Source organism: Niallia sp. FSL W8-0951, from assembly GCF_038006525.1.
GTDB classification, from domain to species: domain Bacteria; phylum Bacillota; class Bacilli; order Bacillales; family Cytobacillaceae; genus Niallia; species Niallia circulans.
Window position 1 is genome coordinate 3,895,325 of record NZ_JBBOVK010000001.1, and the last position, 12,095, is coordinate 3,907,419.

The 12,095-nt window shown below is 36.6% G+C and carries 13 protein-coding genes; 1 reads left to right on the plus strand and 12 read right to left on the minus strand.

Annotated features, from left to right (window positions below; genetic code table 11):
• Positions 1 to 29: 29 nt before the first annotated feature.
• Positions 30 to 1,484 (plus strand): aminotransferase-like domain-containing protein, encoded by a 1,455-nt coding sequence (locus NSS71_RS18945; RefSeq protein WP_095258309.1) that lies wholly within the window; start codon positions 30 to 32, stop codon positions 1,482 to 1,484.
• Between the two features lie 17 nt (positions 1,485 to 1,501).
• Here NSS71_RS18945 and NSS71_RS18950 read toward each other — a convergent pair whose 3' ends face one another.
• The 12 genes from NSS71_RS18950 to NSS71_RS19005 form a co-directional block, all read right to left on the minus strand.
• Positions 1,502 to 2,158, minus strand: coding sequence for a FusB/FusC family EF-G-binding protein (locus NSS71_RS18950; RefSeq protein WP_095320389.1), 657 nt, complete (start codon positions 2,156 to 2,158; stop codon positions 1,502 to 1,504).
• Positions 2,159 to 2,285: 127 nt separating this feature from the next.
• Entirely contained in the window at positions 2,286 to 2,561 is a 276-nt protein-coding gene (locus NSS71_RS18955) for a CD3324 family protein (protein WP_061797124.1), read from the minus strand.
• 226 nt (positions 2,562 to 2,787) lie between these two features.
• Positions 2,788 to 3,768: an LLM class flavin-dependent oxidoreductase gene (locus NSS71_RS18960; RefSeq protein WP_341151922.1), complete on the minus strand. Its 981-nt coding sequence runs from the start codon at positions 3,766 to 3,768 to the stop codon at positions 2,788 to 2,790.
• A gap of 37 nt (positions 3,769 to 3,805) precedes the next feature.
• Positions 3,806 to 4,801: an LLM class flavin-dependent oxidoreductase gene (locus NSS71_RS18965; protein ID WP_047940967.1), complete on the minus strand. Its 996-nt coding sequence runs from the start codon at positions 4,799 to 4,801 to the stop codon at positions 3,806 to 3,808.
• A gap of 92 nt (positions 4,802 to 4,893) precedes the next feature.
• On the minus strand, positions 4,894 to 5,196 hold the full coding sequence (locus NSS71_RS18970) for a DUF3219 family protein (protein WP_047940968.1): 303 nt from the start codon (positions 5,194 to 5,196) through the stop codon (positions 4,894 to 4,896).
• A 51-nt stretch (positions 5,197 to 5,247) separates the two neighbouring features.
• Positions 5,248 to 6,345: a sensor histidine kinase gene (locus NSS71_RS18975; RefSeq protein WP_095321930.1), complete on the minus strand. Its 1,098-nt coding sequence runs from the start codon at positions 6,343 to 6,345 to the stop codon at positions 5,248 to 5,250.
• On the minus strand, positions 6,345 to 7,022 hold the full coding sequence (locus NSS71_RS18980) for a response regulator transcription factor (RefSeq protein ID WP_047940969.1): 678 nt from the start codon (positions 7,020 to 7,022) through the stop codon (positions 6,345 to 6,347). Before NSS71_RS18980 ends, NSS71_RS18975 begins: the two co-directional genes overlap by 1 nt.
• A 100-nt stretch (positions 7,023 to 7,122) precedes the next feature.
• Entirely contained in the window at positions 7,123 to 7,938 is an 816-nt protein-coding gene (locus NSS71_RS18985) for an ABC transporter permease (protein WP_095321928.1), read from the minus strand.
• Positions 7,935 to 8,945 (minus strand): ATP-binding cassette domain-containing protein, encoded by a 1,011-nt coding sequence (locus tag NSS71_RS18990; protein WP_095321926.1) that lies wholly within the window; start codon positions 8,943 to 8,945, stop codon positions 7,935 to 7,937. Before NSS71_RS18990 ends, NSS71_RS18985 begins: the two co-directional genes overlap by 4 nt.
• Before the next feature lie 270 nt (positions 8,946 to 9,215).
• Positions 9,216 to 9,557, minus strand: coding sequence for a zinc ribbon domain-containing protein YjdM (locus NSS71_RS18995; protein ID WP_061797133.1), 342 nt, complete (start codon positions 9,555 to 9,557; stop codon positions 9,216 to 9,218).
• An 84-nt stretch (positions 9,558 to 9,641) separates the two neighbouring features.
• Positions 9,642 to 10,139, minus strand: coding sequence for an LURP-one-related/scramblase family protein (locus NSS71_RS19000; protein ID WP_047940972.1), 498 nt, complete (start codon positions 10,137 to 10,139; stop codon positions 9,642 to 9,644).
• A gap of 241 nt (positions 10,140 to 10,380) precedes the next feature.
• Positions 10,381 to 11,652 (minus strand): globin-coupled sensor protein, encoded by a 1,272-nt coding sequence (locus NSS71_RS19005; RefSeq protein WP_053215592.1) that lies wholly within the window; start codon positions 11,650 to 11,652, stop codon positions 10,381 to 10,383.
• Positions 11,653 to 12,095 lie beyond the last annotated feature (443 nt).

Genomic DNA, 12,095 nt, shown 5'->3' on the forward strand with positions numbered 1-12,095 from the left:
AAAGAAAAAGCAAAGGGAGTATACAATTAATGGCAGAAATGGAATGGAAGCCACAAAAGGATTCAACCGTTTCCTTACACCAACAAATTACTACCTATCTGAAAAAGAAAATAATTCATGGAGAATGGACGATTGGTATGAAACTCCCTTCCCAAAGAAGTTTGGCAAAACAATTCGAAGTCAACCGGAGCACCATTGTTACAGCACTTGAAGAATTAGCTGCTGATGGGTTAATTGAAACAAAAGTAGGAAGTGGAACAAAGGTAATAAATAATACATGGAGTTTACTTGCCTCCACTCCACCTCCTGATTGGACTAGTTATGTTAAATCGAGCATTCATCGACCGAACATCTCTATTATCCAAAAAATTAATAAAGCCGAAGCAAATCCGAATATTATTAGACTTGGTACTGGCGAGCTTTCTCCAAAGCTATTACCTAAAGCACGGATGGAAGAAATCTTTCACCTTAAGGACAATCTAAGCTTTTCACTTGGATATACCGAGCCTAAAGGAAGTTTAGCTTTGCGACAAGCGGTTAGTTCTTATTTAAAAAAGAAGGGAATAGTCGCTACCTCTGAATCGATCTTAATTGTTTCAGGCGGGCTCCAAGCACTTCAATTACTATCAATTGGTCTCTTAAAGCGAGGAGCAGCCATCTTTCATGAAACACCATCCTATTTAAGTTCCATCCATGTCTTCCAATCAGCAGGAATGCACTTATTAGGCCTGCCGCTCGATGAAGAAGGAATTACCTGTCATACCATTGGACGGCTAAAAAGACAGCATCAAGCCGGGCTGCTGTATACAATTCCTAACTTTCATAATCCAACTGGCATTGTCATGTCTGAAAGGAGACGAAAGGAGTTAATAGCAATTAGTCAAACAGAAGCAATACCTATCATTGAGGATGATGTATACGGAGATTTATGGTTAGACACTCCTCCGCCCAAGCCCTTAAAAGCACTTGATACACAAGGAAACGTTCTCTATATCGGAAGTATGTCCAAAACATTAAGCCCAGGGCTCCGAATTGGTTGGATTGTAGGACCTGAACCAGTTATCGGGCATTTAGCCGATATTAAGATGCAGACAGACTATGGTTCTAGCAGTTTATCTCAATTTGCTGTAGAAAGATGGCTGCAAAACGGATGGTACGAGGATTTCTTAACAGAAGTAAGAGCAGAGCTAAGACTGCGAAGAGATTTTACAAATAATCTATTAAAGAAAAATTTCTCAGATATTGCTGAATGGACAGTACCTAATGGCGGATTCTACATCTGGCTGAAATTAAAACCAATGATTTCTTCACGCAAGCTATTTGAGATTTCTCTTAAAGAAGGAATTCTTATCAATCCAGGCATCGTATACGATAAAGCAGATGACCGGCATCTGCGAATATCCTACTCCTATGCCTCATTAGAAGAATTAGAAAAAGGATTAATAACCTTAGCACAGCTTATCAACAGGGTAGCAGAGGGATGATTCCACCGAGGACGTTCTCAGTAAAATCGACCCTCTGCGGTCAGTAAAAATTCTTGCAAATAAGCGGTATTGTCCATGTTCTTATTGCATTCGCTGCTATCTGTACAAATCAGGTTTCCGATAGCCTTGTAATAATCTGCATTTTTAGGTTTCTTGTCTTTGGTAATCGTTGAAAAATAGGCAACCTCTCCAAAGCTATTGCAGAAGGAACAAATATTTTTTTTATTAGTCGGCGTCATCTTCCCTTCCACCCCTACTAATTTCCCATCTAATTCATAAATGACAAATTTTCTATTAGACTTTCCATCTGTCCAGCTTAAATAGGTTAATTGATGAAGGTCTATTGTTGCGAAATCAGGTAATCTTAATTTCTTTTGCTTTGGGAATAATTTTTTTAGCTGCTGTTCTGTAATTTTTGGAAACGGCAATACATACTTAGCAAGTCGCTCTATATATTGTTCATATTCATCCTTTGTTTTCCATTTGGAAATATCCAATAACTCTTGCTGATCACTTGTTGCTTGGGGAAAAAGCTCGAAAATTTTTGCCTCAGCTAACTCCATTACTGCAGCTAACACTGTTTTAGGTAAACTTTTATTCATACTATCTTTAATGTTGGAAATTTGCTTTTTGATAAAATTTAATTGTTCATTTTTTATAAATGCTTCTGTCATATCATTCTCTCCTATTAATGGATTATCCTCTCTTCCTATATTAGTAGAGACACTCTATTTCTAAAATGGAAAAGATGACTAAGAAACGATTTTTACATAAAAAAACACTGATGAAAACTCACCAGTGCTATTCTTTATTTTTATGTGAATAGACGATTTTTTTAATTGTTTCTGTGGAGAGATGATATTCCTTCGCCAATGCTTGAACGGTGCTTCCATTTGCAAAAGCTGCTTTTATCGCATTATTTCTGCGATCCAGCATTAATCTTCCCCCACTTGAAGTTCCCCACTTCTTATGAGCATTTTCTTGTTTTGGAATATATAGAGTCTCGCCCTGGACATATTTTTGAATTTCCAAAATAAGCTTTTCAGGTAAAACATTCATTGCGTTTGTATACTTCAAATTTGCCCGCTCCCTTATTTTTATTTTTGTCTAAAATAAGGTGCAAAGCCAAAATATTAGTCAGCGATAAAATTAGTTGTTTCGCCCCATGCAAAGTATCGCCTTTCCAATAATAGGCTTTGCATGAGTGGAAGTAGTATCAGACAATCGTATATGATTCTCCAACTGTAAGCACCCCCTTTTTTCATTATTATAGCTAATTTTATCAAGTGTTTACATGAAAATTTCAAAGAACTGCTTCTGCCAGCAGTGTATAGGATTGCATTTTTTCTTCAAAATCATAAATGTTCGTAATAATCATCATTTCATCGGTTTGGTAGACTTTACTTAATTGGAGCAGTCCTTCTTTTACTTTTCCCGGGGTTCCAATGATGGCCCGTTTGCGATTTTTTCTTATGATTGCTTTGTCTTCTTCCGAAAGCCTTATACTTTCCGCCTCTTCCTTTGAAAGAAGGAAAGTATCTTGCCCTTTTTCGATTGCTAACAGCCATAGATCTTGACTTAATGCCATTTCTTCGGCTTCTTCTTGGGAAGGTGCACAAACAACAAATACACATACATTTGCCTGCGGATTTGCAAGAAAACTAGACGGCTGGAAGTTCTCTCTATAATGCTGCATGGCAATACTTCCGCTAATGGGGTTTATAAAGTGGCCATAAGTAAAAGCAGTTCCCTTTTCAGCAGCTAATCTAGCTCCTCGCTGTGAGACACCGAGCATCCACATTTCCGGCTGCGTTTCAACAGAAGGATAAGCTTGAACCTCGTGATTAGGCGAAGAACCTATGAGAAATTCTTGAAGTGCTGTTACTTGGCGAGGAAATTCATTTAAGCTTTTTCTAACCCCATCCGTAAGGGCCAAGCGGGTTAGGGTAGACCCCCCTGGAGAACGACCCATTCCTAAATCCATTCGATTCGGATAAAGTGCTTCTAACACTTTAAAGTCTTCTGCAATTTTAAAAGGACTATATTGGGGCAGTAAAACACCTCCTGATCCCACACGAATTCTGTTTGTCTGAGCGGCAATACTGGAAATAAGTATCTCTGGGGAGGTACCAGCGATGCCATTTGAGTTATGATGCTCCGCAACCCAAAAACGAGTGTAGCCAAGCTCCTCTGTTCGTTTTGCCAATTTAATGGTATTTGCGAGAGTCATGCTTGCATTCCCATTCTTACTTATTACAGATTGATCAAGTACACTTAACTTCACTTAAATACCTCCTTTCCTTTTCATCTAAAAAACTTTTTCACCAAACTTCCTTGGCAATTAGCTCATATGACTTTCTTCGACTCTCATAGCTATTAGTAATGGTTACAATCATGATTTCATCAGCACTGTAGACAGCTTGCAGCTCAGCCAATTGTTGTTTCACTTCTTTTGGGTTTCCAATCATCATCTTTTTGCGCATTTCTTGTATTCTTTCTTTCTCATCGCTTGTAAACGAATAATTTCTTGCTTCTTCCATAGTAGGAATGCGGTTATTTTTTTCACCTTTATCCGTTTGGATTTTTGATAGGAACCAGCTTAAAGCAAGCTCTTCTGCTAGTTCGGAGGTTTCAGCGCAGATAACCGATACAGTTATGATAGCTTGTGGTTTTTGGAGACCGCTGCTCTGTCGAAATGCATTCCTGTATGTATTGACAATCTCGATTCCATCTTTGTCACTCATAAAATGGCCAAATGCATAGGCAGTCCCATAACTTGCTGCTTGAATAGCACTTTTTTCACTGGTTCCAAGGATCCATGGAACAGGAGGTATATCTGGAAGAGGATGTGCTGTTATTTTTGAAAACATCTGATCTGTTGGATAATTATTATATAAAAAATGGAGAAGATCTTTAATTGAGTTAGGCATATTTCGGACATTTTCTAAAAAGTTCCCAGAAAGAGCTATCGAGGCTTCGGCCGATCCACCAGGTGCCCGTCCTATTCCTAGATCAATCCGATTGGGAAATAACGTTGCAAGCATATTAAATGTTTCTGCTACTTTATATGGTTTATAGTGTGGCAATAGTATGGCTCCTGCCCCAATTCTTATCTTTTCTGTATTGGCTCCGATATACCCAAGCATCACTTCTGGGGCAGAACTAGCAAGACCAGGGAAATCATGGTGTTCTGCAATCCAATATCTTGTGTATCCCAATTTTTCACCAGATTGAGCAAGCTTCATCGATTCTTTAAGTGCCTCCTGCGCACTCTTCCCAGATAATACAGGTGCTTGATCTAAAATACTTAATTTCATATAGATAACCGCCCTTTCCGTTTATAGAAGCAAAAAAAACAGATCGCTCTATCCACTTAACGGTGATCTGTTTTGCCAAACCCCTTCTAAATTTATTCCACTTCCATTAATTTTAAAGAGAAATCACTAGTACTGTCTTCATCAGAGAAATTGGTATAGGAGGTGGAATACTGATTAATTTCCCCTCTAAATTCCAATGACTTATCAGGAATGCTGACATCGAATATATTCTCATATAAAAACTTCGTAACTACGTGGTATTCTTCCCCACCTCTTACTTTAAACTCAAAGCTTACTACCGTTAACAGCTTCTCTGATTTTTTACTTTTCACCTTTTCCTCTTTAAAATTTGAAACCGTTAATGCAAAATCATTTAAGAAAACCTTATTGACCATTCTAATCGCTCCTTGTTTAAAAATGAAGGACGAGTTTCTACTGAGGTCGGGCTAATTGATCTCCGTAGAGCCGTCCCTCTGCTTTCCTATTTTTACTGTTATCTCTGTTCCTTTTCCTATTTGGCTTTTGACTTGGATTTCGCCTTTATGCAAGTCTATGATTTTTTTGACAATAGAAAGACCGAGGCCGTTTCCTCCTATATTTCGATTTCTTGATTTATCTGCTTTATAAAAGCGTTCAAATATATGCATGAGCGAATCCTGTTCCATGCCAATTCCTGTATCTCTTATTTTAACAGTAATAACCTTATTCTCCGATTTAAATGCCTCGACTGTTATAGTACCTCCTTTTGGCGTGAATTTTATACTATTATGAAGTAAGTTAATCCACACTTGATCAAGCATTTCTTCATCTGCCATAATTGTTATGTGCGCAAGGGAGATATCCATATCTATTTCTTTTTCTGTCCATTGTGGTTCATTGGCAAGAATAATTCGACGAAGCTGTCGATCTAATCGGTACTCTTTTTGCTCCAAAGGTAAATGCTCTGATTCTAAAGAGGTAAGTTTTAATAGGTTTTCACTTAATTTGGACAAGCGGATGCTTTCCATTTCAATGATGTCCAAATAGTGATTGCGTTCTTTTGGACTCAAATCATCATTTTTCAAAGCATGAGCAAACCCACTAATAGAGGTTAAGGGAGACTGAATTTCATGAGACACATTGGAGATAAATTCCTGACGCATTTCCTCCATTTCTCCTAATTTTTCTGCCATATGACTAATATTTGTTACTATTTGATAATAAGGATGATCATTGTCACCTTCTCTAAACTGATTTTTATAATAGGAAAGGTCAATATTAAAATTTCCTTCTGCTATCATTTTGATTGCTTGAATGATTGGGTATAAGTGTTTATCCTGTTTGGATCTAATCCACGGAATTTTTGAGATAACTGCTATTATGCATCCAAAGAGAAAGAATCCGGCAATTGAATTAATTAATTGTCTGATGAATTCGCTTGGAGATACTTGGATTGCTTCATAAAACCATGCTGTTAACCAATAGGAGAAGGACCAGCATACCATTAGAAAAATAATAATTGCAAAAATGCCTGCTATTCTTTTCATCCATTGTGAGAACTTCACTATTTAACCTCCAATCGATAACCAAGACCGCGAACTGTCGTTATTTTAAAGGGACAGTCCTCTTGGGCAAATCGCTGCCTTAGACGTTTTATATGAACATCAACGGTGCGCTCATCCCCCTCATAATCATAGCCCCATATATCTTCAATTAATTGTTCTCGCGAAAAAGTTTTCTTTTGATGGGTTGCAAGCTTAAATAATAATTCAAATTCCTTTAAAGGTAATGTAATTTCAGCAACTCCAATAGAAATTTTATAGGTGTCTCGATTAATCACGACATTTCCTATCTCAATCTGATTGGAAACATTAATTTGGTAGCGCTTGAGAAGTACCTTCACCCTAGCAACTAACTCAGCAGGAGCAAAGGGCTTTACTAAGTAATCGTCCGCTCCTAGTTCAAACCCTCTCACTTTTTGTGTTGTTTCTCCTTTTGCTGTCAACATCAAGATTGGCATTGTCTCTGGGTAATAGGTTCGCACTTCACGGCAAAGTGTCCAGCCATCCATATTCGGCATCATAATATCAAGAATAATTAAATCTATTTTTGCTTGCTCGAGTATAGACATCGCGGCTTCTCCATCTTCTGCCTCCATAATAGAGAAGCCTTCCTTTATTAAAATGACACGGATTAATTCTCTAATATGTGGATCATCATCTACGACTAGTATTTTTGCCATATTATCATTCCTTTAAAAAAAATAAGGAGAACCGCTAATTTCATAGCCGTTCTACTTCATAGATTATTCTCTTTATTCTACCATTTAATCCTTCAAAAACTTATGCGCGTCTCATATAAGCACGTACGGTAATCGGTGCAAAAATAGCTACTATTACGGCTGCTCCAATAAGAGAGATTGTGAAATCTAAGCCAATTGTTCCTGCGTTTGTTAGATCCCTAACTGCTGTAACTAAGTGAGAGATAGGATTAATTTTTACAAACCACTGAAGGAAATTAGGCATTGTGTCTGCTGGAACAAAGGCATTGGACAGAAATGTTAATGGAAACAAGACAATCATAGAAATTCCTTGTACACTCGAAGCAGTTCGTGAAATAACACCCAAGAAAGCAAAGATCCAACTGATTGCCCAAGAACAAACAATAACAAGAATTCCTGCCAAGATTACAAAGCCTATACCACCATCTGGTCGATAACCCATAATATATCCCATCGTAAACGTAAGAGTTGTGGCAATGGTATAGCGAATAGTATCAGCAAGCAATGCTCCTGCTAAAGGAGCAATTCTGGCAATCGGCAAAGACTTAAAGCGGTCAAACACGCCTTTATCCATGTCCTCCCTGAGCTGGACACCTGTTACCACTGATGTTGTAATAACAGTTTGAACGAGAATTCCCGGAATAATAACCGGTAAATAGTTTTGCACATTGCCAGAAATAGCTCCGCCAAAAATATACGTAAACATAAGAGTAAAAAGAATCGGCTGTAAGGTAACATCTGATAATTGTTCAGGTGTACGCTTTATCTTAAGCAAACCTCTATAGGCCATTGTTAATGAATTTCGCACTGCTTGACGAAAAGTGGAGTTTCTGTAAATTTTTTGTTCTCTGGTTGGTTTTAATGTAGTAGTGCTCATACTAATCCCTCCCCTTTACTAGATTTATCTACATTTGCATTAGAACCAGTAATAGCTAGAAATACTTCATCTAATGTTGGCTTTTGCACACTTAATTCAGCCAATGGAATGCCCGCTGTCTTTAATGTCATAAGCAAATCGGTTACTTTATCTGGATCAGCCATTGGCGCTGTAATTTTTCCGCCTTCTGCTGATACAGCTGATTGAACGTTAAGCACACGTTCCACAATCAGGCGAGCTTCCTGCATATTTTGTTCGTTTTGGATACTTAAGTGTAAGGAGGAAGTCCCAATAGATCCCTTCAACTCATTCACTGTACCTTCTGCGACCACTTTTCCATGATCGATGACCGCAACTCGATCTGCAAGTTCATCTGCCTCTTGCAAGTACTGTGTTGTCAGCAGGACTGTTGATCCCCCTTTTACTAATTTCCTGATTGTCTCCCACATTTGATTACGCGTTCGTGGATCGAGTCCAGTAGTTGGTTCGTCTAAAAAAATAAGTGGCGGCTGTGCAATAAGGCTCGCAGCTAAATCCAGTCGTCTCCGCATTCCTCCTGAAAAATTTTTCAATGGACGTTTTGCTGCTTCTGTTAAGCCAAACTCTTCTAATAATTCCATTGCTTTACGTTTTGATTCGATACGCCCTAAACCTAATAACCGAGAAAAAATGATTAAATTCTCTGTCGCGCTTAGGGATTCATCAACAGAGGCATATTGACCTGTTACACCAATTAATTGGCGAACTTGCTGTGGCTCCTTTCCTATATCGTAGCCGAAAATCTTTGCAGAACCTGCATCTGCCTTCAACAAAGTTGCGAGCATTCTAATCGTAGTTGTTTTCCCTGCTCCATTAGGACCCAGCACCCCATAAATAGAACCTGTGCGAACCTGTAAATCCACTCCATCTACAGCACGGTTATCGCCAAATACCTTTACCAGCCCTTCCGCTTCCACAGCCAGTTCTCTACTATCTATAATCTTTTTATTATTAGTCACTTGATTCAAAGTAAATCCTCCCTCTTTCATCTTATGAAGTGATAATAAATTATAAATATGAACTAAATATGAACTGGAATAAAGAGATAGGTCGAAGCAATGACAGAAGTCTTTTTGTGAATGAAAATAGATCTCTATTATCAATAATCCTATCTATTTTTAGTGGCAATATTAAATTTATCTTTTTTGAAATAAGCGCAAAAAGACGGTTCTACCGGGGACAATAATATTAATTGCCCTCTAGTAGAACCGTCTTTTGACTGCCTTGGCCTTAAAAGTCTATACTTTCTTCACAAATTCCGATTTTAATTTCATTGCTCCAAATCCCGCAATTTTACAATCAATATCATGATCGCCGTCTACTAAGCGAATACTTTTTACCTTTGTTCCTTGCTTTAAAACTGATGAACTCCCTTTTACTTTAAGATCCTTGATAACCGTAACGGTATCTCCATCATTCAAAACATTTCCATTTGCATCTTTGATAACTTTGCTATCATCATTTGCCTCCATATTACTATTGAATGTCCACTCATGTGCACATTCCGGACAAACTAAAAAAGTTCCATCTTCATATGTATATTCAGATTCGCATTTTGGACAATTAGGCAAGGTGTTCATTATTTTATTCCTCCACTGGTTAATTTGTCTTTAAAAATATTATTATAACAAAAAGAAGGAAGCACCCCTATGCTTCCCTTTTCATTAATCTACAGAGGCAGAAGATGTAGCAGCTTGGTCTGCTTTTACACAATCAATTGCAACAACCAAAGCAATCAGTATCGCTTCCATTTCTTCCTTCAGTATTTGCACTTTATAGCTATCACCCCAGGTAAACCACTCTTTGCTTACCCTGCCGACTTCTTCCCCATTCTGAAAAACGCGAAAATCCATATCCCACCAATTCCCACTTACTTCAATGCCAGCAGCATCAATGGTATAGCGGGATTTAAAGAAAGAAAACTCTTTGTTAATCGTTAAAACATTTTCCCCATTGATTTCTATATAAAACTTCGGTAAAAAGCTAAAGACCTTTTTGGTAATTAGGGCAATTTCATTATTGTTTGCATCCTTTATGGAAAAGGTTTTAGGGATTTTAAAAAAGCTTCCTTCCACATAATAAACATCTTTTTCCTGTTGATCCTTGACTGTAAATTTTTCATTAAGGCTAAAAATCTTTTGCTTCATATAGAGTTGTTTCATTCAGTGCCTCCATAATTAAAATAGTATCCTTTTCTCTACGAAAAGCCATCGGCTAAATCTACTTTCGTATAAAAGAGATGTTATCCTTATATTCAACACTTTATGACATAATACCTTTCTTATTCACTCATAAAAGCAGCGACATACAACCAGTTATCTTCTAGTTAAATTCTTGTTTATCTTTTCCTATGATTTATTTTAATTTCTTGATATAATTCTCTAATTCAATTCATTTATTTGTTTAGTTAGCTAACATTTCAGCTGAATGAGTTATTTCATTTGTTGCTTGATAAAGTTGATTGACAATTAAATCACTGTTTTTTATCTCGGTAAATATTATTTCTGTTTTTTCTTTTGATTGCTGAACCGCATGGACAATTTGATTAAAAAACTCGATTGTTTCTTCCGTGATTTTTTGGTTTTTTACGATATCCTCATTAAAATCGGTAACTGAAATATGCACTTGTTTCACTTGTTGAGAAATATCCTTCACTAAAGAACCAATTTCTTCTGTAGATTGTTTAGTTAAACTCGATAATTTTCTAATTTCCCCTGCTACAACTGCAAATCCTTTGCCTTGTTCTCCTGCACGAGCGGATTCAATCGATGCATTTAATGCCAGAAGATTGATTTGATTAGCAATAGAAGTTACTACGTCTACTATACTATCAATCCTTTGGCTAACCATACTCATTTTCCTGATTTCATCTTGCAGAACAAGAATCTGATTTCTTATTAAACTGGCGGACTCTTTTTCTTGGCTCATTCTCCCTTTTCCGTCTTCAGATAATTCTTCTACCTTTTGAATGGCTTGCCCTCCATCTTTAGTGAGTATTTGAATTTTTTCAAATTGGCTGATGAGCTCTTTTAAAGAGGCACTTGTTTCTTCCGAAATTGCTGATAACTCATGAGCGGTTTCTTTCATTGTTTCCTGTATTTTTTCTTTTTCTGCTTCTTTTACTTTACGAAGAGACTCTTCCCTCAATTCATAGGATTCTAATACCAATTGTTGTTCTAAACTAAAGATTTTTTGGAGAGAACTAACAGCTTCAAATAATTCCGCTTTATTTTTTATTTCTTTGTAGAAAACTTCTATAATTGTATTCAGCAGCTGTTGAAAGGCATTAACATACCACTTCGTTCCTAATCCGATTTTGACATGGACATGGGCAATTCTTTTTCTCTGCATGACGTAAGATTCATTTACCTTCCCAGAAAATATTTCTTTAATATGGTGGTATAATGTTTTTCCAAGTTTTTCAACATTGCTATAGGTATTAATAATTGTAATTAAGGAAGGTTCCTTCCCAATAGTTTCATAAAATGAATCTACTAGTTGCTGTGCTTCTCTTTCTATAATTGGCTGCAAAACAAATAATCGCTTCACATCTAGCTCTGTTAATCCAATCATTTCAATTTGGGTTTGTAATTCTTTGGGCAAATTAAAATCAACTTGTATGGTTCCTAAAGAGGAAAAATATAATTCTTCCTTTTTCTTTCCTAATAAGAGCATAATGAGGTCTCTCCTTGTTTGTTAGAAAATGTATATTTATAACTATTATACCATTATATATATAGGTAAATGGACTTATTGATGTATATTGATATAATTAAAGATTCCATTTTTTTATAAACCTTATTTATAATTAACTATTTATTTAAAAATAAAATTGACTCATCCAATATGAAAAACACCATTAAATTATTATACAAAAATAACATTGAAACTATAATTCCATTTATAAATGGCCATAAAAAAAGAGAAGCCCATTGACTTCTCTTTATCTAGTTATGTTATCTAATCAACCTTGTCACTACTGATGCCATGCTTCACCATTTTTCTCTCTAAATCACCGGAAACTATTTCTCATCATAGAAGAAATTAGAAAATTATACTGCTTTCTTTCGATTCTTTTAACAGATGATTTACAATTTACAAAAGAGAACCACTATAAC